This is a genomic window from Laceyella sediminis, from assembly GCF_003003125.1.
Lineage (GTDB): Bacteria > Bacillota > Bacilli > Thermoactinomycetales > Thermoactinomycetaceae > Laceyella > Laceyella tengchongensis.
Map to the genome: position 1 here is coordinate 68,559 of NZ_PVTZ01000011.1, position 26,234 is coordinate 94,792.

At 45.7% G+C, this 26,234-nt stretch carries 26 protein-coding genes and 1 pseudogene; 18 read left to right on the forward strand and 9 right to left on the reverse strand.

Features of this window, described 5'->3' with window-relative positions:
* The first annotated feature begins 175 nt into the window (after positions 1-175).
* On the forward strand, positions 176-946 hold the full coding sequence (locus CLV36_RS13085) for a 4'-phosphopantetheinyl transferase family protein (RefSeq protein WP_102992425.1): 771 nt from the start codon (positions 176-178) through the stop codon (positions 944-946).
* Between the two features lie 64 nt (positions 947-1,010).
* Here the strand turns inward: CLV36_RS13085 and CLV36_RS13090 are convergent, their stop codons facing one another.
* The gene (locus CLV36_RS13090) at positions 1,011-1,565 is read right to left on the reverse strand and encodes a thioredoxin family protein (protein WP_102992426.1); all 555 of its coding nucleotides are present in this window, start codon (positions 1,563-1,565) and stop codon (positions 1,011-1,013) included.
* A 77-nt stretch (positions 1,566-1,642) separates the two neighbouring features.
* The gene (locus CLV36_RS13095; protein ID WP_102992427.1) at positions 1,643-2,047 is read right to left on the reverse strand and encodes a helix-turn-helix domain-containing protein; all 405 of its coding nucleotides are present in this window, start codon (positions 2,045-2,047) and stop codon (positions 1,643-1,645) included.
* Positions 2,048-2,243: 196 nt separating this feature from the next.
* On the opposite strand from CLV36_RS13095, the gene CLV36_RS13100 reads away from it, so the two are divergent.
* From CLV36_RS13100 to CLV36_RS13125, 6 genes and pseudogenes are all read left to right on the forward strand, one after another.
* Positions 2,244-2,732, forward strand: a complete 489-nt coding sequence (locus CLV36_RS13100; RefSeq protein WP_181353032.1) for an NUDIX hydrolase — start codon at positions 2,244-2,246, stop codon at positions 2,730-2,732.
* A 109-nt stretch (positions 2,733-2,841) separates the two neighbouring features.
* Complete coding sequence (gene ablB, locus CLV36_RS13105) at positions 2,842-3,669, forward strand: putative beta-lysine N-acetyltransferase (protein ID WP_223248110.1); 828 nt, start codon at positions 2,842-2,844, stop codon at positions 3,667-3,669.
* A 179-nt stretch (positions 3,670-3,848) separates the two neighbouring features.
* A complete protein-coding gene (locus tag CLV36_RS13110; protein ID WP_102992430.1) occupies positions 3,849-4,733 on the forward strand; it encodes a GNAT family N-acetyltransferase in 885 nt (294 codons plus the stop codon).
* A gap of 570 nt (positions 4,734-5,303) precedes the next feature.
* On the forward strand, positions 5,304-7,094 hold the full coding sequence (locus CLV36_RS13115) for a M3 family oligoendopeptidase (RefSeq protein ID WP_106342944.1): 1,791 nt from the start codon (positions 5,304-5,306) through the stop codon (positions 7,092-7,094).
* Between the two features lie 80 nt (positions 7,095-7,174).
* On the forward strand, positions 7,175-7,780 hold the full coding sequence (locus tag CLV36_RS13120; protein WP_106342945.1) for a dienelactone hydrolase family protein: 606 nt from the start codon (positions 7,175-7,177) through the stop codon (positions 7,778-7,780).
* Between the two features lie 303 nt (positions 7,781-8,083).
* Positions 8,084-9,445, forward strand: a pseudogene (locus CLV36_RS13125) (alpha-amylase family glycosyl hydrolase); the annotation flags it as partial.
* A 74-nt stretch (positions 9,446-9,519) separates the two neighbouring features.
* Here CLV36_RS13125 and CLV36_RS13130 read toward each other — a convergent pair.
* The gene (locus CLV36_RS13130) at positions 9,520-10,221 is read right to left on the reverse strand and encodes a hypothetical protein (protein ID WP_106342946.1); all 702 of its coding nucleotides are present in this window, start codon (positions 10,219-10,221) and stop codon (positions 9,520-9,522) included.
* Positions 10,222-10,234: 13 nt separating this feature from the next.
* Positions 10,235-10,744, reverse strand: coding sequence for a matrixin family metalloprotease (locus tag CLV36_RS13135; RefSeq protein WP_102992434.1), 510 nt, complete (start codon positions 10,742-10,744; stop codon positions 10,235-10,237).
* Between the two features lie 324 nt (positions 10,745-11,068).
* Here CLV36_RS13135 and CLV36_RS13140 point away from each other — a divergent pair, with 324 nt between their 5' ends.
* Positions 11,069-11,557 (forward strand): NUDIX hydrolase, encoded by a 489-nt coding sequence (locus CLV36_RS13140; RefSeq protein WP_106342947.1) that lies wholly within the window; start codon positions 11,069-11,071, stop codon positions 11,555-11,557.
* A 212-nt stretch (positions 11,558-11,769) separates the two neighbouring features.
* Here the strand turns inward: CLV36_RS13140 and CLV36_RS13145 are convergent, their stop codons facing one another.
* Positions 11,770-13,059: a nucleobase:cation symporter-2 family protein gene (locus CLV36_RS13145; RefSeq protein WP_106342948.1), complete on the reverse strand. Its 1,290-nt coding sequence runs from the start codon at positions 13,057-13,059 to the stop codon at positions 11,770-11,772.
* A gap of 246 nt (positions 13,060-13,305) precedes the next feature.
* Positions 13,306-14,160 (reverse strand): CPBP family intramembrane glutamic endopeptidase, encoded by an 855-nt coding sequence (locus CLV36_RS13150; protein ID WP_181353034.1) that lies wholly within the window; start codon positions 14,158-14,160, stop codon positions 13,306-13,308.
* A 462-nt stretch (positions 14,161-14,622) separates the two neighbouring features.
* Between CLV36_RS13150 and CLV36_RS13155 the strand changes: the two genes are divergently transcribed.
* From CLV36_RS13155 to CLV36_RS13165, 3 genes are all read left to right on the forward strand, one after another.
* Positions 14,623-15,141: a hypothetical protein gene (locus CLV36_RS13155; protein ID WP_106342950.1), complete on the forward strand. Its 519-nt coding sequence runs from the start codon at positions 14,623-14,625 to the stop codon at positions 15,139-15,141.
* Positions 15,142-15,178: 37 nt separating this feature from the next.
* Positions 15,179-16,498 (forward strand): VWA domain-containing protein, encoded by a 1,320-nt coding sequence (locus CLV36_RS13160; protein WP_106342951.1) that lies wholly within the window; start codon positions 15,179-15,181, stop codon positions 16,496-16,498.
* A gap of 767 nt (positions 16,499-17,265) precedes the next feature.
* Positions 17,266-18,534 carry an MFS transporter gene (locus CLV36_RS13165; RefSeq protein ID WP_102992440.1) on the forward strand — a complete coding sequence of 423 codons (1,269 nt, stop codon included), beginning with the start codon at positions 17,266-17,268 and terminating at the stop codon, positions 18,532-18,534.
* Between the two features lie 52 nt (positions 18,535-18,586).
* Here CLV36_RS13165 and CLV36_RS13170 read toward each other — a convergent pair whose 3' ends face one another.
* Together CLV36_RS13170 and CLV36_RS13175 are read right to left on the reverse strand one after the other, a co-directional pair.
* Entirely contained in the window at positions 18,587-18,850 is a 264-nt protein-coding gene (locus CLV36_RS13170; RefSeq protein ID WP_106342952.1) for a YciI family protein, read from the reverse strand.
* A gap of 88 nt (positions 18,851-18,938) precedes the next feature.
* Entirely contained in the window at positions 18,939-19,364 is a 426-nt protein-coding gene (locus CLV36_RS13175) for an SRPBCC family protein (protein WP_106342953.1), read from the reverse strand.
* A gap of 177 nt (positions 19,365-19,541) precedes the next feature.
* Here CLV36_RS13175 and CLV36_RS13180 point away from each other — a divergent pair, with 177 nt between their 5' ends.
* Entirely contained in the window at positions 19,542-20,561 is a 1,020-nt protein-coding gene (locus tag CLV36_RS13180) for a DUF2332 domain-containing protein (RefSeq protein WP_106342954.1), read from the forward strand.
* A 4-nt stretch (positions 20,562-20,565) separates the two neighbouring features.
* On the opposite strand, the gene CLV36_RS13185 is transcribed toward CLV36_RS13180, so the two are convergent.
* Positions 20,566-21,504 (reverse strand): phosphotransferase family protein, encoded by a 939-nt coding sequence (locus CLV36_RS13185; RefSeq protein ID WP_106342955.1) that lies wholly within the window; start codon positions 21,502-21,504, stop codon positions 20,566-20,568.
* 189 nt (positions 21,505-21,693) lie between these two features.
* On the opposite strand from CLV36_RS13185, the gene CLV36_RS13190 reads away from it, so the two are divergent.
* The 6 genes from CLV36_RS13190 (at position 21,694) to CLV36_RS17375 (ending at position 25,713) form a co-directional block, all read left to right on the forward strand.
* Entirely contained in the window at positions 21,694-22,101 is a 408-nt protein-coding gene (locus CLV36_RS13190; RefSeq protein ID WP_106342956.1) for a VOC family protein, read from the forward strand.
* Positions 22,102-22,555: 454 nt separating this feature from the next.
* Complete coding sequence (locus CLV36_RS17715) at positions 22,556-23,035, forward strand: MFS transporter (protein WP_245888364.1); 480 nt, start codon at positions 22,556-22,558, stop codon at positions 23,033-23,035.
* A 74-nt stretch (positions 23,036-23,109) separates the two neighbouring features.
* Positions 23,110-23,253, forward strand: coding sequence for a hypothetical protein (locus tag CLV36_RS17720; RefSeq protein ID WP_245888365.1), 144 nt, complete (start codon positions 23,110-23,112; stop codon positions 23,251-23,253).
* A gap of 825 nt (positions 23,254-24,078) precedes the next feature.
* The gene (locus tag CLV36_RS13200) at positions 24,079-24,441 is read left to right on the forward strand and encodes a TroA family protein (protein WP_146130643.1); all 363 of its coding nucleotides are present in this window, start codon (positions 24,079-24,081) and stop codon (positions 24,439-24,441) included.
* Between the two features lie 15 nt (positions 24,442-24,456).
* On the forward strand, positions 24,457-25,452 hold the full coding sequence (locus CLV36_RS13205) for a phosphotransferase enzyme family protein (RefSeq protein ID WP_106342958.1): 996 nt from the start codon (positions 24,457-24,459) through the stop codon (positions 25,450-25,452).
* Positions 25,453-25,563: 111 nt separating this feature from the next.
* Positions 25,564-25,713 carry a hypothetical protein gene (locus CLV36_RS17375; RefSeq protein ID WP_181353036.1) on the forward strand — a complete coding sequence of 50 codons (150 nt, stop codon included), beginning with the start codon at positions 25,564-25,566 and terminating at the stop codon, positions 25,711-25,713.
* The last annotated feature ends 521 nt before the right edge of the window (positions 25,714-26,234 follow it).

Consider the following 26,234-nt stretch of genomic DNA (forward strand, 5'->3'; position numbering starts at 1 on the left):
GAGAAGATATGTCAATCATTGCCCCTGATAGAGCAGGACAGAATGGTGAAATGTTCATATTTTTATATTATAATTCAAAATGAAATTGGTTGAAATGCAAAATCGGAGGGCTACTTTTTAATAAGAATGCTTTACAATATGAAGTAAAATTAGCAAAGGTGGCAAAATATCGCAAATGAGCTATTTCGAACTAGATTCCCGTTTTATTCACCTGTGGAAAGTGCCAATCACAGAAGCTCCGTTGTTCCTGGAAAAGGTCATGAGCGAACGGGAAGTAAATAGATATCGGTCGTTTCGCAAGCAGGAGGATCGGACTCGCGCGCTTTTTTCCTATGGGTTGCTGCGGTTGTTGTTGGCGGAGCTGTTGGGCACCAACCCCTCAGATGTACCGGTGACGCGGGCCTGTCCAAGTTGCGGGGAGGAACACGGCAAGCCCAGGGTGGTACGTCCAGACGAGCAGCCGATTGAGCTGAGTGTCTCCCATTCAGGGAAATGGGTGGTACTTGGTATCTCGCTTCTGCACCCCTTTGGTGTAGATATTGAAAGGATAGATCGGGACTCGGATCTTGACGGCATGGCGAGAATGTCTCTGTCCGAAGGCGAACAGGCCGCGTGGGCCACATTGTCCCCCGACCAGCGGATACGTGGGTTTTACCGCTATTGGACGCGAAAAGAGGCCATTGTCAAAGCGACCGGCGATGGCTTGACTGTCTCTTTGAAACAGGTGCAAGTGAGTCCGGCCGATCAAGCGCCCAAGTTGTTGTCTTGGCAGGATCGACCGGAAATGGTGGGGAAAATCACTTGCTATCCGCTTGCACTGGATGAACATACAGAAGGGTGTGTGGCTGTGATCGGCCAAGTGGATGGCGTGCGGTTGTATGATGGAAGGGAAGTGTTGGTTCGCTGGCAAGATAAGCTGACTGAAAAAGGGTTGCGCGGTGTTTGATTTATATAGTTTGAGTAATGTAAAAGAAGTCACCCCACCGAGGTGACCTCTTTTGTTGTGAAGATCATTTCCATTTGATGTTGCAACCAATGCTGGGTTTTTGTTGCACCTGGATCGGTTCGTTGTTCAAGATGCTGTCCAACGCAGCGCGGATATAGGAACCGGTAACCGGCAAACCATTTCCCGGCCGGGAATCATCCAGTTGCCCGCGATATACACATGATAGTTTCCCGTCGAAAATGTAGAAGTCTGGTGTGCAAGCGGCTTGATAATCTTTGGCCACTTTTTGTGATTCGTCGTAAAGATAGGGGAAGGGGTATTGAAACTCCTCTGCCACCTTCTTCATGTTGTCTGGCCCGTCTTCAGGATATTGTACGGCGTCATTCGAGCTGATCGCGATAAAGGCGACTCCTTTGGGCAAATAATCGTTGGCCAATTGCACCAATTGTTTTTGAACATGCTTAACATATGGACAATGGTTGCAGATGAACATGATCACGGTGGCCACATCGGATTTCAGCGCTTCGAGAGACACCTCTTGATTAGAAACGACATCGGGCAAAGTGAATGATGGCGCTGTCGCCCCCAGCGGAAACATATTGGATTCAGTTAATGCCAAAGTGAATCCTCCTTCCTGTCACTGTGAACTTGTGCATCATTATACCATACATATAGCGGTGCAATTTATGTATCTGCCTACTCTGCATCGTCGTATTTGGTCAAGCCCAGCATTTTGATTTTGACTTGGATGGCGTCTTCACTCAAGCCTTTTTCGCGCAACTCGTTGATCTTCTTCTCTTTGCGGCGAATCGTGTCTTCGCGCTCTTTGGTTTCAAATTCGTCAATGAGAGCGAGTTGCTCTTCTTCCGTGGGAGGGACGAATTCATACAATTCTTCAGGGCGCACATTCAGGAGGTGAGCCATGTGGAAAATGGCTTCGGGCCGTGGGATCGCCGCGCCTCTGGCCCACAAGGAGACCTGTTGTTTTCTGGCGCCCAGCGCCCGCGCGAGAGAGGTTTGATTGGGAACTTGCCCATAGATTTTGTAGCCTTCCTCACGTCGTTTACTTAATATACTATTAATTCGGGGGATCAACCTCATCATCCACCCTCCTTTCATGAAAGTTTTCAATTTTTATATTATCATATTTATAGTCATATAGATAATTATAAATATGAAATAAAGGTTCTTTTTATATTTTTAATTATGAAACAAATGATTGCGGTAAGAGGGAAATGCTTTGAAGTGTAGAAGTTTCTGTGATGGTTAAAATCATTTATTTATGGAGGGATGTGGAGTGTTGGACGTGGAATGCCGATATACGATGTGCTTCATTAAGAAAAATGATGAAATTTTATTATTGAATCGTGAAAAATCGGCATGGATGGGCCGGTGGAATGGGTTGGGTGGGAAAATTGAACCCGGCGAAACGCCGCTTGAAAGCGCGTTGCGAGAAGTGAAGGAAGAAGCAGGCTTGCACCTGGAAAAGATGGACTGCCGCGGACGGCTGATCTGGATATTGGAAGATGGTAAGCGAGGTGGGATGCATTTGTACTGGGCGGAACTTCCCGCTGACCGGACATGCCCTACCCCAGCGAAGACGGATGAAGGGATCTTGGATTGGAAACCGATCACATGGATTTTGCACCCTGAGAATAAGGGGATGTCTGTGAATGTGGTGAAGTGTTTGCCATTTTTGTTGGCGGATGAGAAGCAACATTTGTTTCAACTGCACTGGCGCGGGGAGGAATTGATCGCATTTGACCATGCTGAGCTATCGGATTAGGGAGGCTGATAGGTCCCTATTTTCATATGCGAACAAAAACATGTTATTTTTTTTTCGTTTAGGGTACGTTAATTGATGAGTATCCAAGGGGAGGTTTTTTCTTTTGACAATGGTTGATTATTCGCGCAAGAGTACGGTACTTGAAATGGATGAACGCAACAGCCGGATGAAATTATTGCACTACAGATCCGAAGATATCGAAGCCTTGGCGAAGCATTTGGAGGAGTTGGCGGAGGAGAAAGATATCGGAAAAGTGTTGATTTATGCTGATCCCGACGATACTAAGGCGTTTGAAGAGATGGGTTTTGAGAAGGAAGGCGAAATTAGTGTCTTTTTCAACGGGGAGCCGGCTGTGATTTTATCGCGGTTTATTGATGACCGGCGCTCGGTGGAAAAAGATGCAGAAAAGAAGGATGAGATCGTCGAGCTGGCCGAGAAGACAGAAACGATCACAGAACCCCCGGAATTGGGGCCATCCTTCAGACTGCGCCGGGCGACAGAAGCGGATGCGGAGGAGCTGGCGGCGCTATACGCCAAAGTGTTTGAAACCTATCCGACGCCTGTGCATGATCCCAACTTCATTAGAAAATGCATGCGCAACGATGTCTATTTCTCCGTCGTTACCGATCATGGCAAGATTGTAAGTGCTGCTTCGGCTGATGTGTTCACCCGTTACAATTGCGCGGAAATCACTGATTGCGCAACCGATCCCGCCTATCGGGGGCAAGGGTTACTCAGCGCAATCATTTTTGATTTGGAAAAGCAAATGCGGGCGCGGGGCGTGCCCAACCTGTTTTCTCTTACACGTGCGGTGTCCGTGGGGATGAATATTGTGATATCGCGTCATGGGTTTGAGTATAAGGGGCGCCTTATTCAAAACAGCCACATTGCCGGCCGTTTTGAAGATATGAATATCTGGGTAAAAAAATTGGATTAATTGTTGATTGACGGCTCGCTTTGTGCGGGCGTACAGGAAAGCCGATGGTTGTAAAGGAGGCGGCGTTAGCCTCTTCGCAACCGTCGGCTTTTTTTTACATGGCCGAACCATACCATCCCGCGTAAAAGGCTTGGTTGTCGTATGATAGAGATAAGCGCAAAGAAAAGGAGAGAAAACAGATGATACAAATTCAACCACTCAGCCGGTGTACATGGGAAGAGTCGCTAGCTTTGTGGAACGAAGCGTTTTCTGGTTATTTTGTGGATGTGTCGATGACGATGGAGGCGTTTGTGGGAAAATGGTCGCGTGAATCGCTCTCACCCGACCATTCTCTGGTGGCGGTTGCTGATGGGAAATTGGTCGGATTGGTATGTTCTGGTATCCGTACAGTGAATGGCAAGAAAATGGCCTGGAACGGGGGAACGGCGGTCGTCCCCGCTTGGCGTGGCAAAGGGGTGGGGCGGAAGCTGATGGAAGAAACCCTTGCTTTGTATGAGCGCGAAGGAGTTGAGCTTGCCACCCTTGAAGCGATCGCTGCAAATCAGGCGGCCATTCGCCTTTATGAACGGTTGGGCTATCGGATTGTCGATCGCCTGTCTTATTACCAGTCGACCGAGCCATTGCGATTGATTGAGGCAGAACCATCTGTGTATCGCATTGATCGAGTTGTGCCAGCGCAGGTGGCATCGTTACCATTTTATTCTGCTGAGGTGCCATGGCAGGAACAGTGGTTTTGTTTGCGGGACGGAGAAGCATGGGTGGTTGCTGACAGCCGGGGAGATGTCTTGGGGTACGCGCTGGGCCGGCGGGAATTTGATGAGCGAGGGCGGTTACGCAGAGCTGTGCTTTATCAAGTAGAGATCGCTCCCGGTCGGATCGATGAGCAGGCATTTTTCCTGTCTCTGTTGGAAGCGGCATGGGGTCCCGCGACGGATATATGTGAACGCATCGTTGCAAACTGGCCGTCAGCTAAGTGCATGGGGGTGGAGATCTTCAACCGCTTGGGAATGAGGACGGCTATTGAACAGGTGTGGATGATGAAAGAAATAGGTGCTAACAAGTAGTCTATAGCCGCTGGATCATTTCTAGTTATTGGGTATTTCAGGCCGGAAACGAGGGTGAATTCATTCAACGTTACAAAAGAACACTTTTGTAACGGTATAAAGCTGTGTTTAACCGCAAAATTGGTTGGATTTGTAAAAATAAGTTGATGGAAGCAATACCGGTAGGTTGATTCGCACATCACCGCCCGACTAGGGTGTGTCTGGCAAATCAAGTTGGTGGGGAAGAAGTGGCCGAAAAACCTTTTCTCGAGGAGCGCCGAGGCACAAGTGAAGAAAATGAGAAAATGGTTTTGGGGCCGCTGGCCTATTCATCAGACACGCCCTAAAGCCGGAAGAAAGAGTGAATGGCAAATCCATAGTAATACAAACAAATCAAAATAGAGTGAATATTATTCTATTCTTACTAATGGATTATAAACAAATATGATTATTAAACAAGTTTGCCACACAAACAAAATGATGAAAAATTATGGACGCATTCCAGGTGATTTTGCTTGAAGTGCTTGAACATTCCAGCATACAATTTATTTGAAGTCATCCCCAAAGGGGAAATATTGAAAACAAGGGTGAATGCAATTGTCAGCAACCTATTCGCAGACATGGGATTTGGAAAACATTTTCAGCGGCGGAAGCGAGTCATCCACTTTGGTACAACATCTAGAAAAGCTTGAGCATGAACTCCCTTTGTTAAAGAAATACATAGAGACGCTGGAGCCAACAGCCTCTTTGGCTTCGTGGGTTGATGCTATTCAACCGTTGCAGAAGTTGGGCAGTGGCCTTGTGGAAGCACGGTCGTTTCTTGACTGTCTCGAGTCGCAAAATGTCAAAGATGAAAAAGCCAAGGTTTTGTCGGGCAAATTGACGCAAATCGGCGCAACCTACGAAGCGGTGATCACCGCCCTGGAAAGCAAAGTGGCTCGAGTGCCGGAATCCGATTGGCAACAACTGATGAAATCTCCTGAGCTAAATCAAGTGTCTTTCTCGCTGAACGAAATGCGCAAACGCTCGTTGGAAAAACTGCCGCCAGCACAGGAAGAGTTGGCCGGTGATTTGAGCGTGGACGGGTATCATGCTTGGTCAGAAATGTATAGCACCATTGTGGGTCGCATGCAAGTGCCATTTGAAGAAGGCGGCGAGACCAAGCTATTATCCGTTGGACAGCTGGCAAACAAAATGGCCAGTCCCGACCGGGAGGTGCGCCAGCGGGTGTTTGAGAAGTGGGAAGAGGCTTGGCGGAACGAAGCGGACCTTTGTGCCGTCACCATCAACCATCTGGCCGGTTATCGTTTGCAACTGTATAAACGCCGTCAATGGGAGAATGTGCTGAAAGAGCCGCTTGACCTCAACCGGATGGAGGGGCAGACTCTCCAAACGATGTGGGATGTGGTTGCCAAAAACAAACATCGTTTGCTTCCATACATGAAGCGCAAGGCGGAAATGCTGGGAGTGGATCAGCTCAGTTGGCACGATGTGCAAGCGCCGTTGCCAGGAAATAAGCAAACGCTTTCATATGATGAAGCGGCGAAGTTCATCATTGAGCAATTTGAGCAATTCAGCCCCGATATGGCTTCGTTTGCGCAAATGGCGTTTGAAAAAAGATGGATTGAAGCCGAGGATCGCCCAGGAAAACGACCCGGCGGGTTTATGACGGATTTCCCCATAAGCGGCGAATCACGCATTTTCATGACATTTAGCGGAACGCCGGGTTGCGTGTCCACGTTGGCCCATGAGTTGGGACACGCTTACCACACGTATGTGATGAAAGACTTGCCTTTCTTGGCGCAACAATATGCCATGAATGTTGCGGAAACCGCCTCCACGTTTGCCGAAGTGATCGTGATTGATGCCGCGATCAAACAAGCGACTTCCAAAGAGGAGAAGATGGTACTTTTAGCTGATAAAATCCAATCCACGATTGCGTTTTTGATGGATATCCATTCACGCTTCCTCTTTGAAACGCGTTTTTATGAAAAGCGCAAACAAGGCCCGCTTACGCGCGACGAGTTATGCGAATTGATGGTGGAAGCGCAGAAAGAAGGCTTCGCCGACATGTTGGCTGAATACCACCCACATTTCTGGGCTTCAAAACTTCACTTTTATGCAACGGATATGCCTTTCTACAATTTCCCATACACTTTTGGGTATTTGTTCAGTGCCGGTATTTACGCCCGCGCGTTGCAGGAAGGGGCAGGCTTCGCGACCAAATATGTCGATTTGCTTCGTGACACAGCCAGCATGACGGTGGAGGAGCTGGGTAAACGGCATCTCGGGGTTGACTTGACGCAGCCGGACTTCTGGCAGGATGCGATGGATTTGTTGATGGCTGACGTGGATGAGTTTTTGGCATTGACAGAAGCGTGAACTTAATCGCCCGGGAGGGTTTGAACCCTTCCGGGCTTTTTCGATTGCGTCGTGCATGGCTGATCTGAGGGGATAGATGAATGATACGTCATAACCATGGTTCCGCTGTTGCAGTGGTCGTGTTGCATGAAATTTATGGGTTAAACCGACATGTGGATGAAGTTTGTCTCAATTGGTCGCGGTTGGGGTACGATGTAGTGGCCCCCGATTTGTTGGCAGGCCGCGTGTATGCATATGAACAAGAAAGCGATGCATATCGAGCTTTCATGGAAGGAGTGGGATTTGCCAAGGCGGCTGGGGATGTGCGAGTGTTGCTGGATGAATTATGGACAACATACACCCAAGTATTTGTCGTCGGTTACAGTATCGGGGCGACCATTGGGTGGATGGTTGCTAAGCAGGGGGGGGGAATGGATGGTTTGGTCGGATATTATGGATCGCGCATTCGGGATTATGTTGATATGCCTCCCCGTTGCCCGGCTATGCTGTTTTTTCCTGAAAAAGAAGCTTCATTTGATGTGACCCGGCTACGGGATGAGCTGAGTGCAATGGGCGGTGTGCAAGTTAGATTATTTCCGGGAGAGCATGGATTTGCTGATCCTTTCTCCGGCCGGTGCGCAACATTGAGCGCCAAAGAGGCGGATGGGCTTAGTATCTCTTTTATACGGGGCCTCCAACAGGGATGAGGGTGTTGTGTGATGGGTAAAGTCGTAGGGAGTTCTTCCCTGCGATTATTCATTAATTTAATAAATCTAACCGACTGTTGAATTAGATTGTGGTGAGGGGTAAACTGATAGTAAATAGTGCAAACGATTTCACAAGGTATATAGAGGGATAAGCGGCGATTTTTATGCATTTTTTTGAAAGCGTTTGCGCAATTGGAAATGAAGGGGAGAGGATGCATGAAAAAGGGAGCTTTGCTCAGTGGGTTGGTGTGTTTATTGGCGGCTGTGCTGATGTTTGCTTCTACCGTACCCACGGCCATGGCGCTTTCTCCTGCGGATTGGCAAGAGAAAAGCATCTATTTCATTATGACCGACCGGTTTGATAATGGCGACCCCAGCAATGACAATTATGGCGGTTTTAACGCTGACAAAAGCGATCCGCGCAAGTATCACGGTGGGGATTTTCAAGGGATTATCAATCGCTTGGACTACATCAAGAATATGGGATTCACGGCCATTTGGATCACTCCGGTCACGATGCAAAAGAGCGCCAATGCGTATCATGGTTATTGGACCTACGATTTTTACAGCGTAGATGGGCATCTGGGTTCCATGGCTAAGTTGCAAGAATTGGTGCGGGCGGCGCATGCGAAAGGGATATCGGTGATGCTGGATGTGGTCGCTAATCATACGGGAGATTTCCAACCTTCGAGCTTCGCCAAAGCTCCATTTGACAAGGCAGATTGGTACCATCATTATGGCGACACCCAAGATTGGAACGATCAATGGTGGGTGGAGAATGGAGATATTGCCGGCTTGGATGATTTAAACCAAGACAATCCGGCAGTGGCAGCGGAATTGAAGAATTGGATCGCATGGCTTGTGCAAACGACCGGAGTGGATGGGTTGCGCGTTGATACGGTGAAACACGTTCCAAAGTGGTTCTGGCGCGAATTTGACGGGGCAGCCAATACCTTTACCCTTGGCGAAGTGTTTCATGGGGACCCTGCATATGTGGGCGATTACACCAATTATTTGGATGCGGTGCTCGATTTTCCGATGTACTACACCATCAAAAATGTGTTTGGCCAAGACCAGTCGATGAGACAGATTGCGGATCGTTACGCCCAAGACTATCGATATAAAAATCCGATGACTAACGGCTTGTTTATAGACAACCATGACGTGCCGCGCTTTTTGAATGAAGCTTCAGGCAAGCCTGGCGCTTCCTGGGACAAGTGGCCGCAATTAAAAGCGGCATTGGGCTTCATGTTTACTACCCGTGGGATCCCGATTCTGTATCAAGGCACAGAGCAGGGATTTAGCGGGGGTGCTGATCCTTACAACCGGGAAGATATGGTGTTTAACGACAAGCATGAGCTCTACGGTTATATCGCCAAGCTAAATTACATTCGTAACACCCATATCGCTTTGCGCAAAGGAACACAGGCCGAAAAGTGGGTGGATGACACATTTTACGCTTTTCAGCGTTCGTATAACGGCGATGAGGTGGTGGTGATGATCAACAATTCTTGGAACAGCCAGACGCGCACAGTGCCCAACATCGACCGAGTCGCCAATGGCGAAACCCTGTACAATCGGATGGGGACGGACAAAGTAACAGTGAACAATGGTTCGATTACTGCCACACTTGGCCCCAAAGAAGTAAAGATATTTACTAAATGAAGATATATCGTCAGTGTTCAAAGTGAAATGGACAAAAAAAGCAAAGGGTTCATAAAAGCCCTTTGCTTTTTTATTTATTCTGTTGGTGATCCTCCCAGTGCACTGAGCACCTCGGATAGCTTCCGGCCGCTGATTTGATCGGGATAGGATGAAGCGAAGTTTTCGAAATGAACCAAGACTTCTTCGCGTTTTCCTTCCTCTGCGGACTGAATCGTGCTACGTTGGCTCAGCAGAGAGGGATGCGGCTTGACGAGGGAGACCGTTTGGTTGTTGTGGATCTCCAGGATATATGGGAAAAATGGGATCCCGTAGTAGTCAGTGTTTTTAATCGGTGTCAAAAATAACATGTATGATTTCCCGAATTCTGGTTTGATATAGTTAGGGTCGGTCACTGACAACTTATCTTGGGAGTCCAGATTGGCCAGTTCCTTAGTTTTAGGAATGTTAACACGGATGATGGGCTCTTTGCTAATGGCTCCTTTGATGACTTGATCGGCTTTAAATTGATATAATTCCCCTTCATGATAGACCGTGTTGGATGCTAAGCCGGGATTGTTGAGATCGCGAGCAGAATTGATCTTGCGCTCCATTTTCACAAATTTCCCCACCACGATGACCTCGGATTGGTTCTTCATTTCTTCTAGGTTATAGGCTGCATGTAGTGAGCCATTGACGCGTATCACTCGGGGATCGGTGTTAAAGAATTGGATGCCGATGAAGAAAGCGGCAACAGCGATGGATATAAATGCGGCTATATTCAGCCAGGTTTTACGCATGGTCTCCCCTCCGTCAGTAGATATAGTTGATGCCTTTGATATCGTCTGCTTGTGGGACGGAAACGTTGGGCGTGTATTTGTACATCAGTGTGGTAGTATAGTTGTTGTCGTCCAGACCCAATACATGTCCCAACTCATGGCCAGCGATCTTGACTGACTTTTCGTATGTAGTTGTATATTCATGGTTCAACTTAGTTACCCAATAATCGATGCAGCTGTCTTCACCTGCTGAATAGCCGGTGTAGCCATTCCAGCCATCAGCTTCCCGGTAAGAATCGATCACGCCGCTAGCGGTGTTGTTGCCGACAAAGTTCCGGTAAGATTGGGCGGCGGCCCAGTTTTTCATCGCTTGGGTGGCACCCGTTTGATGATTATAAGAGATGGAACCGCCCCACCGGAAATAGACGGGGTTGGTGCATTGCTTTTTGCCGGTCACCGAAAATGCGAACACGTTTGAACTATATAGCGCGGCAGTGGTTAAGCCTGTACAAATCGCAAGGAGAATGCCCCAAAATTTATTCATGGTCGTTACTCCCTTCCAAGTGGTCTTATGAAAGCGTATATTATTAATAATATAAAAGATTGGTAGTTAAAGTCTATGATTTGGTTTTAAATATTTACATATTTTTAAATGTAATTGTTATAAAAGATGGAATTTCTATGATGTGTAGAACACCTCGCCCATAGGAAAGACGGATGATCGTTCTGCTTTTTTGTTTTGTCATGAGGGAGCATCCATGAGGCGGAGGGGTTGTTTGTGCTGTATTTTTAGTGATGTCGCCTTGATTCTAGTGGAGGTATTTACAAGATTGTTGTGGAGAAATTTAGTAGGAGAGGTGAAAATTGTATGATTATACGCGAGGCGGCCAGAATAGTGCTGTTGAATGAGCAGAATCGCTTGTTGCTTTTCAAAATGGAAGACCGACTTATCAAAAGTGAAGAGAATCCGGATGGCAGACCGGTTTGGTTTACTGTAGGGGGTGGATTGGAGGAAGGTGAGACATTTGCCGCCGCCGCTGAACGGGAATTGTGGGAAGAAACCGGGTTGGTAAATGTGGAGTGGGGGCCGTTTATCTGGATCAGGGAAGTGGACTTGGAGTTCAAAGGCGTGCCTACTCGATTTGTTGAACATTATCGTCTCGCTTACGCAAAAGAAGTGGATATTCGACTGGATCACTTGACTGTGGAGGAGCAATTGGGTTACCTGACTCATCACTGGTGGAGTGTTGACGAATTGAAGCAGACAGAGGAATTGGTGTTTCCAAAACGGCTGGGGGAATTGCTAGAGCCGATTTTGCATGGGAACATCCCAACAGCCCCGATCAAGATTAAATAATCTGGTCACCTTTCATTATAAACTGGTTTGCAATGCATACCTTTAACAGAAGAAAAATTACGCCTCATCTTTCAACAAAGTAAACCCTTCCAAGAAGTTTATTTTTGGACAATCGTGGCGAGCTGTTCGCATTTGGCGCGTGGAAAAAAAGCCTCTGCCTTGTGGTTTCGTGACACAAGACAGAGGCTTCGTTTTATTAGCGAGTTGGCATTTTACACCGCTTCGGCGGCTGAGGGTTTCGCCTGTTTGTTGAAGATGATGTTCAATACGATGGCGGTTAAGCTGCCCAAGACAATGCCATTTTCGACGACAACGCGGATCATGTCAGGGAGATCTTTGAAGATGGCCGGAACGACGGAAGTTCCCAATCCCATTCCCACCGAACACGCCACGATCAGTAGATTTTGGGTTTGTTTAAAGTCGATGGTAGCCAGGGCCCGAATGCCGGAAACGATGACCATACCAAACATGGGGATCATAGCTCCGCCGAGAACAGCGTTAGGGATGATGGTGGTTACCGCTGCCACTTTCGGCAATAACCCCAATACGATGAGGATGATGCCGGCGGCGATGACCACGGCGCGCGATTTCACTTTGCTCAGAGCTACCAGCCCCACGTTTTGCGAGAAACTGGTATAAGGGAACGAGTTGAACAGTCCGCCGATCATGATGGCCAAGCCTTCAGCGCGCAGTCCTTTTTTAACGCGTTCTCCTCCCAATTTTTCGTCGCATATGTCGGCCAGCGCCATGAAAACCCCAGTCGATTCAATCATGCTGACGATCGCGACCAAAGACATGGTGATAATAGAAGACACATGGAATTCGGGCACACCGAAATAAAAAGGTTGTACGATTCGAAACCAGCTCGCGTCTGCAACATGGCTCAAGTCCACCAAACCCATGAACCAAGCGGTAATCGTGCCGATGACCATGGCGAGCAGAACGGAAATGGATTGAATGAATCCTTTGCCAAACCGATTGAGCAAGATGACGGAGAGAAGCGTCAGCAGTCCCAGGAACAGGTTTTCCCACTGCCCGAAAGTGGGGGAGCCTTGCCCTCCGGCCATATTGTTCATGGCGACAGGAATCAGGGACACACCGATCGTGGTAATGACCGATCCGATCACCACAGGAGGAAACAAACGCATAATATGATTAAAAAATTGCGCGATCAGGGTAACGATCAAGCCAGAAGCGATGATGGATCCGTAAATGGCGGGCAAGCCTTCCAATTGCCCGATGGTGATCATTGGCGGCACGGCGGTAAAGGTACAGCCCAAGATGACGGGAAGTTTGACACCGAAATAACGGCCGCCGATCACTTGCAAGAGTGAGGCGATACCGCAGGTGAATAAATCAATCGAAATTAAATAAGCCAATTGTTCGGTATTCATCTTCAGCGCCCCGCCGACAATCAAGGGCACAACCACCGCCCCAGCATACATAGCTAAGACATGTTGAAATCCAAGAAAGGAAATCTTCCATCCATTTAATTTACCCATGAGGAACCTCCATTGATTATTTCCGAATAATATAGTCTATATAATAGCATATTGTTCAGTTTTTGTGGATAGGAAATAAATATTGGAAAGATTGGGTGATTGGGCAGACGAACAATCGCTGGAGGGATGTCCGGTACATAAGGGGTGTGATCGGGATGTTCGCTTGTACCTGACATATTGAAATATATGGAGAAAAACCTGGCGCATTGAGACGCCAGGTTTTTGTTCAACGAAGATAGGGAAAAATTAAGCGTCGCGGTATGTCCTGCTGTTTTTATCGGACTTTATGAAGCGCCAGCCAATGGCAATAGCCATGAGCAATGACAAGACCAGTCCCATGATTCCTTCTCCATTTTGGAAAAAGATATCCCCAGTAATAATGCCTTGCTTATTGGTATAAATGTTGCCGAGGAATGCTGGATTCAACATATTCCAAACCCAATGTAGTAACACGACCGGGAACAAGGCCCCAGATAGGTAATATGCATGTGAAAATGCGAATGAAAAGAAGAACGCGGTGAGAGCTTGCACTAGGCTCACCGCCACTGGATTGCCGATCCCAGTGGATTTGGCGAGCAGGAACACCAGGGGAATGTGATAAAACGCCCATACAAGGCCTACAAGCATCGTCGCTTTAAATTTTCCCAAAGATGAGGTGAAATGCTTTAACAAGAAGCCTCTCCAACCATATTCCTCTCCCCAGAAAATAGGGAAATCCAATAAAAAATAAAGTGGGAACATATACAGGGATTGCATAAATGATGAAAGTGAGGTCGGACTCACCGATCCGTTTCCGCAAAATAAGGAAAAAACGGACAAAGCGCCAATAAAAAGTAAGGGATAAAAAATCGCGAAGAAGACCGCTTTGGCATTGCAATTTTTAACGATGGACAACATCTCGCCCCACAGTGATTTTTTATATGCCCACATTTGAAAGCAGAGGGCGATAATCGCAGGGGTGATCATCACGTAAATGATATTTTCCACGGTGCTTTGGTACCCACCAGTGTAATAAGATATGCCTCCAATCGCCCACGAAACCAGTAAAACGACTGCAATATAAAGATAAGCAAAGTTGATTCGCATGTTGGAGAGATTCACGGCCATTCCCCCCAAGGCAGTCTAGTTGAGGCAAAATATTGCCTTTTCGTTGTCCTATAGTGATAAATTTATTCTTTATTTTAATTATACTAAATATAACAAAAAATTATTTCATCATTTCAGTATTTATGTTGTTCACACAGAGTTGTTTTTTGGGATGAAGCAACTTAGGTACTATGATATCCGAAATATATTGAAGGCTGTCTTCTTAACGACTATGGGATGATTTCTGTTTCGTTTGACAGTATAACGGGAAGTAAAACGTGAAAACTAAAATCATTTAACTCAATAAGAGATCAAGCGTGTGAATGATGTAATTAAGGATTCCGATTTAGATATGTATCATAGGAATAATGAAGAAATTGTGAGTTTAATAGGGAATTTGTGGACGTACTGATGAATATTGATTAAAATTGAATATGTTTATAAAATTACATATTCATTGAATAGGAGGTTTTGTTTTTGAAACGTTTTCTCACACTAATACTTGTACTTACTGTTTCATTATTGGCTGGATGCGGAAGTAAAGAGAATGAGAACAATTCGGAAACTAGTAAAGTAAAGGAAGAGCAAAAATCGGAAGGGACAGCAAGTACAGTAGATGCTGTAGAACCTAATCAAGCTCATAAAGAGATTGAATTCAAAAGTATCAACTGGATTATGGGAGCTCCGGATCCTGAGCCTACTGCAGGAATTTGGGTCTACAACAAAGATAAGCATCCCTCCAGTTTGGACAACCAGGATTGGGATCATGAAGATATGCTTTATGTCCAAGCAAGCAAAAAATATAAACATCAACAGATTACAATTAAAAAGCTTCAGGTTATTGAGAATGATGTCGTTAAAATTATTGTTTCTTGGGAGAAGGATATTGGTAGAGAATTGCCACCACGGGATTATGTCACGGTTGAAACTGGTGCACTAGATGGAAAGAAGTTTATTGTTGAAGATATGGATGGTCAAAAAGTGGATATTAAATAAGAAACCCTAGGAGAAGTCTTCAAAATTGGAGGGAACTATGAGAAATAAGCTGTTTTTCTGCTTGCTAATTGTGGGCTTTCTTATAAGCGGTTGTTCCCATTCAAGTAGCACACAACCTACTGAAAAAAAACAAGTGAACAATGAATCTAAAGACAAAGAAAATGTGAAGATTCCCGAAGAATTAAAGGGAGTTCCATTACCTCCGGCCGGTAAATATTCAGGTGAGAAATACAATTGGGCCAAAGTTAAACAAGAACTAGATAAAATCCCGAAGAACGCTGACGGAAAAACGATTCTTAACAAGTTTTATGAGTTGGCAGCGGAGGATTACACACCTTACTTTAAGTATTTCCAAGAATTTGATACATCTATCATCAAAGTTGACAAAGGCCCCGGCGGGATGAAAAGCTTGAAACTACCAGAAGAAAAACCAGTGAACATTGTGATTTTGGTTGATTCAAGCGGCTCCATGGCGGCAAAAGTATCCGGTGGTCAAAAGATGGATTTAGCGAAACAAGCAGTTAAATCATTCGCCAAACAAATGCCCGACGGAGCCAATGTTTCACTGACTGTCTACGGCCACAAAGGTAGCAATAACGAGAAAGATAAGGCAGTTTCCTGCAATAGTATTGAAGAGGTTTACCCGCTTGGAGCCTACGATGAAAGTAAATTCAACAATGCCTTAAACAAATTTCAACCAACCGGTTATACTCCGTTGGCAGGCGCTATGAAACTAGCCAAGCAACAGCTGGCCAACCAGAGCAAGGCCGAAAATATTATTTATGTAGTGAGCGATGGAGTAGAAACCTGCGGCGGTGATCCTGTTCAGGTGGCAAAGGATCTCCACACATCCAATATTAAAGCTGTAGTAAATATCATCGGCTTTGATATTGATGATGCTGGACAAAAAGCGCTTGAAGCGGCAGCTCAGGCTGGTGGTGGCAAGTATAGCTCGGTAAATTCTAAAGTGGATTTGGAAGACTATTTTGCAAAAGAGCGGGGTCGACTTTATGATGCATGGTCTCGCTGGGCTGGAGAGCATTATGACAAGGCGTCAGATGTATCAAACAAAAAATACAAAGAGCTAGAAAAGAAGTCTGTCGAGATGTATAAAATAACAGAGAGAGAAACAATTCGTTTCTATCATATGGAAGAGTATTTAGAGAAAGAACGCGGGTTTGAATTTCGACTTCTCTATGATCATGTTGACCAAAAGTTTCGAGAGCGCGCTAACCACATCCATGACTACAACTTATATATAGCGAATAAACTTCAGAAAGTGGTTCTGGAGGAAGCCAATAAGATACAAAAAGAGGTATTGAACAAAGCAAACGAAGAACAGGATAAGCTTTATTAAAAGATATACTGTCAACTGAAGTCAATATCATGCTCTCCCCTGAACCCGATCCCATAGGTTTAAGAGGGGAGAGCATTTTTTCTCTACGGTGACATCACTTTTCAGCAAGCGCCTTTCAATAGTTAACAATACTTCTGCCTTCAGAATAAATATTGGTAGTATGATAACACTCAATTAGACTCCAATAAAACTACTCATTTATTTTTCACTTTTTATAATACATTTTGAACCTACAACCCCTCCTTGACTTTGACGAATTGTTACCCCAGCTTCGAATTGAAAACCAATGAATATAGATAAATTATCCATCAGATGAATAAATTGATACCTGCCCCCATGATCATATTTTGCAAAATGAAAAAAACAATAAAAAGATGGTTTGACAGCAGGATCATCCCCATGTTATGATCCAAGAGTAATCAATTGGAGAAAGGTGGTATTAATCTCAAACATGGGCACTTTGTTTGTATTCTAAGTTCTCTTAATGCAAAGAGATGAATTGAATGCAGACCCTGCTTGCCGTGCATCAAGCAGGCGAAGTATGGAAGGTGACGAAGGATCGTTCATTTTCCCATACTTTGTTAAAGTGTGCCCATATTAGAGGTTAATCAACAAGTCAGATCTGCCTTTCTCAATTCGGTAATAGATCTGATTATGACCGTGGGTGCAGACTGCATTCACGGCTTTTTGCATTTAGAGACATTGCAGGAATTTCAGTGTGTTGGCAGGAGGTATGATTCATTTTGATAGAAAGGCAGGGGAAAGAAATGCAAGTGCAAGAGAAGAAGAATGCTACCCCCACGATATCCGCTTTGCTTAAAAATCGGTTTGTTCAAATCATCCTCCTATCGGAATTATTTTTGCAGATCGGTATTTGGGTACGCAATTTTGCAATCTTGTTGTTTGTCATGGAGAAAACGAATGGAGATGCGTTCGCCATATCCATGATTTCAGTCGCCGAATTCGCTCCGATTTTCATTTTTTCATTTATCGGTGGAACCTTTGCCGACCGATGGCGTCCCAAACGGACGATGATCTGGTGTGATTTTTTGAGCGCTTTATCCATTTTCGCTGTTCTGTTGACACTCATGTTCGGCTCCTGGAAAGCTGTCTTTTTGGCCACATTGGTTTCGGCAATCTTGTCCCAGTTTTCCCAGCCTTCGGGCATGAAGCTGTTTAAGTTGCACGTGCCGGAAGCGTTAATTCAGATGGGGATGTCGATTTACCAAACGATATTCGCCGTGTTCATGATTTTGGGGCCTGTGCTCGGGACGTTCGTCTATCAGCATTTCGGGATCGAAATGGCTATTGGTATAATGGGTATCGCCTTTTTGCTGTCGGCCTTGGTGCTGTTGTTTTTGCCCGAAGATCGGGTGTTGGAAGAAGATAAGGCGCCGTCGTCCGTGTGGCAGGAAATGAAGGACGGCATTCGCTATGTCATGTCCAAGCGAGTGCTGACCCTGTTGGGTGGATGTTTTTTGACAGTAGGATTGGCACTGGGGTTGATTCAGCCGTTGGGGATTTTTCTGGTGACGGAACACCTGGGTCTGGCGAAAGAACAATTGCAATGGCTGATGATGGCCAACGGGTTGGGGATGATTTTGGGTGGCGGCATCGCCATGGCCTTCTCCAAGAATGTCCCACCGCAAAGGTTGCTGATGATGGGTGTTTTCTTCAATGCGGTTGGGATTGCCCTTTGCGGCTTGTCTACTGTCTTATGGCTGACACTTTTGATCGAGTTCCTGGCGGGTCTGGTATTGCCGATGATCCATATCGGGATCAATACGCTGATTTTGCAACATACGGAAACGGAGTTTGTGGGCCGGGTGAACGGAATTTTAAGCCCGCTATTCACGGGAGCCATGGTGGTAACCATGAGTGTTGCCGGTTCGTTTAAAAACCTGCTATCAGTTGTGTGGATGTTTGAAATCTCGGCGTTTGTGATGTTCTTGGGAGCACTGATCATCCTGCCCATGTATCGGATGCCGGGAAATCAAACGCTTGAAGGGTCATCCTCTACGGAAGCGCATCAATAATGACATAAAGAAAAAGACCTTGGCTGATTGGACCAAGGTCTTTTTTCATGTTTTACACGCGCGCCATTTTCCACTCATGCAATTCTAAGCGGCGAACCCCTTCTTTGACATAAGGGTCTTGTTCGGCCAATTCTCTCGCTTCCTCCAACGAATCGGCCATGTATATCACCATGCCGCCGGAACCGTCAGCGAAGGGGCCTTTGGCGAAAATTTTCCCTTGTTGTTCCAATTCTTCTAAATAAGCTAAGTGATGCGGGCGGAAAGTCAGATTTTTTTCCGCGTCTGCCATATGCAGGATTGCGGCGTAATATGCCATTGTGAACTCAGTCTCCTTTGGTGTCTGGTTTTAACAAAAGTCTGTATTGATTGTAGCATGAAATGCGGAGACCGCCGAGCGGCATGTTTTAATTTTCAACATGCGATGCGAGTGATTGAAGCAACCCCGCCCAACCTCGATCCATGCGATTGCGCACCACTTCATGGCTTTCACCGAACTCGGTGGTTGCATCGGTTTTCCAGCCGGAATGGATCAAAGTAAACGCAGTGGCGCCATCTAACTCTTGTAATTCAAATGTGATAGTCCAATCTTTGCCCCATCGGAAAGAAAGGTGATGAGGAGGGTTGATTTCAGTCACTGTGCAGGGAGACAAGCCAAAGCCGCCGGCGTTCAAGTGGAAGGCGTGTCCTTGCTTCGGTTGAAAATCGTTGGGCATAAACCAAGCGGCGAGGCCTTCCGAAGTAGCGACTGCTTCCCACACTTTCAGAATCGCTGCCTTTAACACCAAATTGTGCCGGATATCCGGTAATTGAATTGAAGGATTCTCTTTCATCAACATGCACTCCAGTCTGTGTTGATAGGGAGCGAACGCTTCCATATCAACATTTATCATTATTGTTTGCAGGGATTGAGCGGTTATGCTTTGACCTTCTTGTGTGTTTCAGTCAGATTCATTTAGGGTACAGGGGGAGTGGGAATATTTAAAAATGAAACAAGAGGAGGCAACGGAATGGGAAGGGAAAATCTGTCTGAAATTTTTGTAAATTTCGCAAATCGGGAATGCAGAGGGTCGAGCTATTTATACGAGCATTTGGCCTTAGGGACAGCGGAAGATGGCGAACTGCTCGATCTCGCATCACATGCACGGCCAGGACAGCCTGTGCCCAATCTGTTTCTGGGAGCGGTGCATTTTCTGTTATTGCAAGGAAAGAAACATCCATTGGCGCGATATTATCCCAGTGTGGTGGCAGAGTCCAAAGACCCCAGACAGGCATTTGCTCATTTTCGGGACTTTTGCTTCACGTTCAAGGATGAAATTATCGCAATACTCAAAGAAAAACGGGTTCAGACGAATGAAGTGAGGCGATGTGCCTATTTGTATCCTAGTTTCTGTATGATCCATCGCTTGACCGAAAAACCTTTGTCCTTGATTGAAATAGGAGCCAGTGCGGGTTTACAGCTGTTATGGGATAAGTACGCGTATTCATACGGTGATGGACAAATTTATGGGGAAGCCTCATCATCGGTTCTTATCAACACAGAGATAAGGGGAGAGAACCGGCCGTTTTTGTTGCCGACCAGCCCTCCCGTCGCCACCCGGTGCGGAGTCGACTTGCATGTGAGTGAGTTGACTGACAGCGAAAATGTACTGTGGATGAGAGCATTAATCTGGCCGGAACACACGGATCGGGTTCAACTCTTTGAGAAAGCAGCTGAACATTTCCTCAATGAGTCAGTTGAGCTGGTCGAAGGGGATGGGGTTGCCCTGTTGCCAGAAATAGCGTCAAAGGTTCCAGAAGAAACGGTGATCTGTATTTTTCACACACATGTGGCGAATCAATTGCCAGAAAGCAACAAACAGAAATTGATTCATCATGTCACTGCATTGGCCGAGTCAAGAGAGGTGTTTCACTTATACAACAATTTGCAGGATCGCTATCTGCACTTGGATCGCTTCATCGATGGTGAGTGGCGCACGGTGATGATTGCTGAAACCGATGGGCATGCCCGTTGGGTTCGCTGGATGTGATAATTCATATACTTCCGCCTATTTTTTCATCTAGTTGGTCAAAAGCAAGTTTGACAAATTCGGTTAGTTTGGCCCGCATGGATTCTTCCGTCTGTGTATCCAATCCCCACTGAGCCATGCTAAGTACTGGACGCAGTGCCGCGCAAAGATCCCAGTAAGGGAGATGGGTAAAGTCGACAGCAGGCATCAGCGCTCGGTATTGCTGAGTGAAGTGGTTCATCGCATCGTGCCCGAACGCCCAAAGTAATTCCAGTCGACTGTTGGCAACATCGGACAACGGATCTCCCACCGCCGCATCTTCCCAGTCGATGACAGCCACTAGTTGTTGATCGTGCCATAATATATTGCCTGGCCAAAAATCTCCATGCAATAGGACAGGCTCATTATGTTGGGGTAAAGGCCAAATAGATGTCAGCGTATCCCAGATATACCGTTCAACTTTATCATCGAGAAAGGATGGTTGGCGACAAAGCGTTTGCTGATATATCGCTGATTGATCAGGAAGAAAAGTGATACCTTGTCGTGCATAATCAACACGATGGATTTGAGCGAGAGCGTCCGTTAATTGATTGAGGTAATTCGTTAAATCAGCGGGGGAGAGCTCTGTTCGCCCTTCAATGTATTCCATCACAATGCAAGGGGTGGGGAAAATCCCGCTGGATTCCTCGATGTGCAAGGGGGTCGACACAGGCAGTCCCAGGGCGTGGAGCGCTTGCAAGAGATGAAATTCATCTCGCGCCGCATGGGGATTTTGGGCTAGATCAGTCTCGCCGTGGCGGCGGACGACTATTTTCCGCTTTTGATCATCAGCACCAACCATCTCAAGTACCGTCACCTGTGCTGAAACGCCTCCTTTCAACTCCCATGCGCGTACCCATTTGCCATGAGGGTCGATGCGTTGAACCAACTGCGCCCATTGTTCATTGGTTGTAACCGGATTCATGGATTGATGCTCCTTTTCTTGGGTAATGCCGTTTTCTCTTTTGTTTCACGCTTTGTTCGAAGATAGTTTAACTGAGTCCTTCCCAGATGTGAAGGATAAAAGGCTTCGGGATGAATCTGCGTGAAAGTGAGCAACATAGGGAGGCGGAAAAACAATATAAATGGATGACCCAGAAAGGATGCAGGAGAAATGAGCAATGTGAAAATAAGCCCTTACTTATATCTACCTGGAAATAGTGAAGAGGCGCTGAATTTTTACAAAAACGTGTTCAATGGGAAAATCGAGCGGTTGCAACGCTTCAGCGATGTGCCTGACATTTCCGTCAGTGAGGAACACAAGGATAAAATCTTGCATGCTCACCTGACGTTTGGTGAACAAGAGATCTTTTTCTCAGATATGATTGAACATCATGTCTATGGGAATCAAGTAAGCCTAGCTTTGAAGTTTACGCAAGTGGAAGAGATTGAAAGAGTGTTTCAGGCATTATCTGAGAGTGGGGAAGTATTAATGCCCCTCCAGGACACATTCTGGGGAGCCAAGTACGGGAAGCTAATAGATCGTTATAGAGTGAATTGGGATTTGAACTGCCAGTTGTAATGAAGTTCACCAGAAGTTCCAGTCCAACAGGGCTAGGAACTTCTGCGGGTTTAATCGTCGGTTAATTCTGGCAATTCATCATGCAAAGGTGATAAACCATCTCCCCTTCCGGGTCATTCTTTATGACAGCGTATTTGACAAAGTTTAAAATGATAGAGGAATTTTCAAAGAGGAGGCGGTTTTTTGAAACAGCAGGTTGGGAGTATTGGTGAGCATGGTGTTGTCTTTGTTGGTTGTTGCCATGGATTCGACCATTATGAATACAACCATGCCTCTCATGTTGGGTTCATTTTTAGTTGAGTATTTGACCTGGCGATGGATTTTCTTTATTAATATCCCCATTTGTATCTTGCATTGTTGACTTTGTTACCTTATCAGGAGAAGTACACCGCAAAGCCAGCGCGTGTGGATTATGTGGCGCGTTGTTATTTAGCGAGGGGTGACATTATTGCTCATGGTCACGGTGGTGGATGAATATCGATTCGGCGCATTATTTATCTTGGGCTTTTATTTGTTCGAGACAAAACAAGCATCGCCGCTCGTTCCCTTTTCCATGTTTGACGATAAAAATATTCGCTGGATGAATATCCATGGCTTTTTCGGCTGGGCCGCATTCTTTGGAACAGCCAGCTTAATTCCATTATTCCTGCAGAAAATGGCACATCTATCTATATTGATGAGCGGAGTCGCGTTGATTGGGTCTGCGGTTGGTTGGATGAGCGCAGCGGTTCCGGCAGGGAAGTGGATATTGAAATACGGCTACAGACCCTTATTTATTGTTGGGAGTTTGTCGTTAACAGTGTCGGGCGTGCTTCTGGTATTGTTGCGAGCGGATAATGGATTTTGGTATGCATTCTTTGTGATGGTCATACAAGGATTTGCTTTCGGATTGTTGTCTACAACCGGTGTGATTGGAGCTCAACAGCTGGTTTAAGCGCATCAAAAGGGGCTTCTACATCTTTTCTAGTGTTTACCCGCAATATCGGCACTGCGGTGGGCGTGGCCATCATGGGGATGTTTTTGACAGAAGCAAAAGATTTTATGAGCGGCATTCACCACATGTTTCTGTATGGCTTAACTGGAAGCATCATCGCTTTGATCAGCGCATTCTTTATCAGTGATGGGATCAAGGAAAGGGCTTCGGTCAGATGAGCAAGTAGCACCGCGCGTTCAATAAGTCGCATTGCTAGAATAAGTTTGGCTGGAATTCGCAGCAGTGAAACACGGGGCTTTTGTTGCCATCCAATTCTTCAACTAGCAATGAAATCTGGTAAAAATGGAAGTGATAAATGCCGGACAGGCTATCCATAGCGGGTCAACCAACTAGAATAGTCAGCTGTCCGCCATCGCTTATGAAGAAAAAAATATGCATCATCGCTATGCTTTTTTTGATGGGCGTGCTATTAACAACATGCAGGGTACCAGGTTTTTATGGCAGATGGTCATTGGAAACTTTCAAATCAGGATGTCCACAGGAGATTGTGATAAGTAAAGAGCCGTACCGATCACTTATTTTTTATTGAGGAAAGAGATAAGGCAACATTGTATTCATATGATTCAGATCGTCGAGTGCAAGATTCCCTTACTTATGACCTTTATCACTCCGACGGGGATCTGTATGAATTCACCCCTTTTTCAAGTGAGGATTCTGCCACTGGCTTGGTTCCTAAGTTTATGGAAGCGTACTTGGCGTTTGAAGGGCGCATAAAGTGTGTGATATAAGAATCGGGCAGAAAGTGAATTGCCGCAACGAAAAAATGGAATACAAATATAAATTGGAGGCTAATTATCAGCATATTGGAGCTCATGGGAATTGAATTTTAACTCTTTTAATGGGAATGTTTACAGGGATACTCAAAATATTGGCCGCATCTTCCGTGTGGAAGAAAAAGCGGAGAGATTGTGAAAGAAGATATCGATCACTGGCCGTAGGCAAAAACATATTCGATGATGTAAAAAAGGATGGGCTGAAGTAAGTTGGGAAGAGAAGAGGTTGTGCATCGGAACTCGGATGTGATCGTTATTATTGATTATGGCGATAAGTCAGCCGCGCAAAAACAAGAGCTACTACTATCCGAGAAAGAGCTAGAAGATCTGCCCGCCCTCAAGAACAAACGGTTTATCGTAATGCCTCTTTCCGCAGCCGCTGAGGGGGTACGCGCACAGCTGGCACTGAAGATTCTCGCCAAAGGAATGTATCCAGGCCGTATTAAGATGCGGTTAAACGGTATGCTCGTGAAGAATCGAGAATACTGGTATTACAAACCCAATTTAAATCCAAACAAGTTTGTAAAGCAAACAACAAACCTTCCAAAAACAACCAGAAAGTATAACACATGATAAGGAGAATACAACATGAATCAACAGATTCCTGATGTATCAGATCAAACCTTATCTCATATCGCCAAGAAATACAAGCTTAACCCCGCCCGATTGACAATGCTCGCTGGCAATGTGAATAAGGTATATGAACACGTGAACCCGGAACATCCCACCATTCTTCGGTTAACTCCTGTGCAGCGCCGAACATTGGAAGAAATTCTGGCCGAAGCTGATTTTGTACATTATCTCGCCCAGAAGGGAGGGCATGTCGCCGATGTCATTCCAACCAGTGACGGCAATCTGGTAGTGGGCACAGAACAGGGCTGGCACGCCGTTTTGTTTGCGAAAGCCCAAGGGCGTTCACCAAGGCAAGAAGATTGGAATGAACAGTTCTATTACATGTGGGGGAAGTTGACAGGCTGGTTGCACGCGCAATCGTGCGCATATACTCCGGCGGTTCCAGCTCGCAGGCGCCAGTGGTGGGAGGATGACTTGCTAAAGATTGAAGAAAGCATACCACGATCTGAAACGCAGGTATTGCAAAGAGCGAGAGAGCTGATGGATCAATTGCATTCGTTCACCAAAGACTCCAATAGTTATGGTTTGATTCATAATGATCTGCATATGCGCAATTTTTTCATTGATGATAACCGTATCATGGTATTTGATTTCGACGATTGTTGTTATCATTGGTTCATCAATGATATTGCAGTCATTCTCTATCATGCGTTGGCAAGGTTCGGCAAACCGCCGGGCCGGTGGGAAGGAGAAAAGGCATTTGCCGCCCATTTCTTGACGCACTTTAAACGCGGATATGACACCGAACATCAACTGGATGCCTTTTGGTGGTTGCAGTTACCTGTTTTTATGAAACTGCGTCGAGTCGCTATCTATGTTTTTTATCATCAAGCGCTGGACTTTGCGCAGTTGTCAGAGGAGTGGGTTGATGTGATCCATCGCACCCGTCGGGACATTGAACAAGATTTTCCTGTAACCCAATTGGATTTGGCAGATTGGCTTTCGTCTTAGGACCTTCCAATCTATAAAGTTATCGAAAAAGATGACATAAAGACAGAGGAGGTTTCCAATTTATAGAGAATTTAGTAATAACAAGGGCGTGTTCAACAGGAGGCGCTGTGCATGTCGCAACAAAATGATACGGAACGAAAAATTGCGATCATCAAAAGTGATTTGATGCGCTACCAAAACGGTGCGTTGACAACGGAAGAGAAAAGACTTGTTGCAGCGCTTAAACGGCGGTTGAAACAATTGGAGAGTGGGAGGCAATAATAGGCTTAGGTACTTTAGTTGACAAGATTTATAGAGATGGCATCTATTTGTAAGAAAGACGAAATCTCTTGCCATATAAGGATTTGCTGATTTGTGGTATAGTTGTTAAATAAGTTGAATTGGAGATTGTGGCCACTATTTTGCGAGGTGTTCGCAAAATAGTGAAATCGCCTTGGTATTCAATGGTTTTGGTGAACGCCCTGATATTGAATCCATTTTGGAATTAAGAAAAAATCCTCTGACTGATCAGAGGATTTTTTTGTCATGGATAATATTCACATGGGTTGCATAATCTATGGGGTCTAACGTTATCAATCGGTTTATTCTTCTTCCCTGGTTTCTTTTTTGAACGCAATAAAAGACGCGATTCAGCGTTCTTTTAGATCATCGCCTAATCATAAATAATGCAATAAAGCCGCCCTAGTTGGGGTGGAGGGAGCGAAGACCGATTTTGGGGCCATCTCTCCAGTAAATGGGAAAATGACTTGAGAACCACAAGGGAACTCAAGTCATTTTGTGTT

Excerpts from the sequence above, each read along its gene's own strand:
- CLV36_RS13085 (WP_102992425.1), top strand. The coding sequence starts at position 176 with ATGAGCTATTTCGAACTAGATTCCCGTTTTATTCACCTGTGGAAAGTG.
- CLV36_RS13095 (WP_102992427.1), bottom strand. The coding sequence starts at position 2,047 with ATGAGGTTGATCCCCCGAATTAATAGTATATTAAGTAAACGACGTGAG.
- ablB (WP_223248110.1), top strand. The coding sequence starts at position 2,842 with ATGGTTGATTATTCGCGCAAGAGTACGGTACTTGAAATGGATGAACGC.
- CLV36_RS13110 (WP_102992430.1), top strand. The coding sequence starts at position 3,849 with ATGATACAAATTCAACCACTCAGCCGGTGTACATGGGAAGAGTCGCTA.
- CLV36_RS13115 (WP_106342944.1), top strand. The coding sequence starts at position 5,304 with ATGCAATTGTCAGCAACCTATTCGCAGACATGGGATTTGGAAAACATT.
- CLV36_RS13120 (WP_106342945.1), top strand. The coding sequence starts at position 7,175 with ATGATACGTCATAACCATGGTTCCGCTGTTGCAGTGGTCGTGTTGCAT.
- CLV36_RS13130 (WP_106342946.1), bottom strand. The coding sequence starts at position 10,221 with ATGCGTAAAACCTGGCTGAATATAGCCGCATTTATATCCATCGCTGTT.
- CLV36_RS13135 (WP_102992434.1), bottom strand. The coding sequence starts at position 10,744 with ATGAATAAATTTTGGGGCATTCTCCTTGCGATTTGTACAGGCTTAACC.
- CLV36_RS13140 (WP_106342947.1), top strand. The coding sequence starts at position 11,069 with ATGATTATACGCGAGGCGGCCAGAATAGTGCTGTTGAATGAGCAGAAT.
- CLV36_RS13145 (WP_106342948.1), bottom strand. The coding sequence starts at position 13,059 with ATGGGTAAATTAAATGGATGGAAGATTTCCTTTCTTGGATTTCAACAT.
- CLV36_RS13160 (WP_106342951.1), top strand. The coding sequence starts at position 15,179 with ATGAGAAATAAGCTGTTTTTCTGCTTGCTAATTGTGGGCTTTCTTATA.
- CLV36_RS13165 (WP_102992440.1), top strand. The coding sequence starts at position 17,266 with ATGCAAGTGCAAGAGAAGAAGAATGCTACCCCCACGATATCCGCTTTG.
- CLV36_RS13170 (WP_106342952.1), bottom strand. The coding sequence starts at position 18,850 with ATGGCATATTACGCCGCAATCCTGCATATGGCAGACGCGGAAAAAAAT.
- CLV36_RS13175 (WP_106342953.1), bottom strand. The coding sequence starts at position 19,364 with ATGAAAGAGAATCCTTCAATTCAATTACCGGATATCCGGCACAATTTG.
- CLV36_RS13180 (WP_106342954.1), top strand. The coding sequence starts at position 19,542 with ATGGGAAGGGAAAATCTGTCTGAAATTTTTGTAAATTTCGCAAATCGG.
- CLV36_RS13185 (WP_106342955.1), bottom strand. The coding sequence starts at position 21,504 with ATGAATCCGGTTACAACCAATGAACAATGGGCGCAGTTGGTTCAACGC.
- CLV36_RS13190 (WP_106342956.1), top strand. The coding sequence starts at position 21,694 with ATGAGCAATGTGAAAATAAGCCCTTACTTATATCTACCTGGAAATAGT.
- CLV36_RS17715 (WP_245888364.1), top strand. The coding sequence starts at position 22,556 with ATGGTCACGGTGGTGGATGAATATCGATTCGGCGCATTATTTATCTTG.
- CLV36_RS17720 (WP_245888365.1), top strand. The coding sequence starts at position 23,110 with ATGGGGATGTTTTTGACAGAAGCAAAAGATTTTATGAGCGGCATTCAC.
- CLV36_RS13205 (WP_106342958.1), top strand. The coding sequence starts at position 24,457 with ATGAATCAACAGATTCCTGATGTATCAGATCAAACCTTATCTCATATC.
- CLV36_RS17375 (WP_181353036.1), top strand. The coding sequence starts at position 25,564 with ATGTCGCAACAAAATGATACGGAACGAAAAATTGCGATCATCAAAAGT.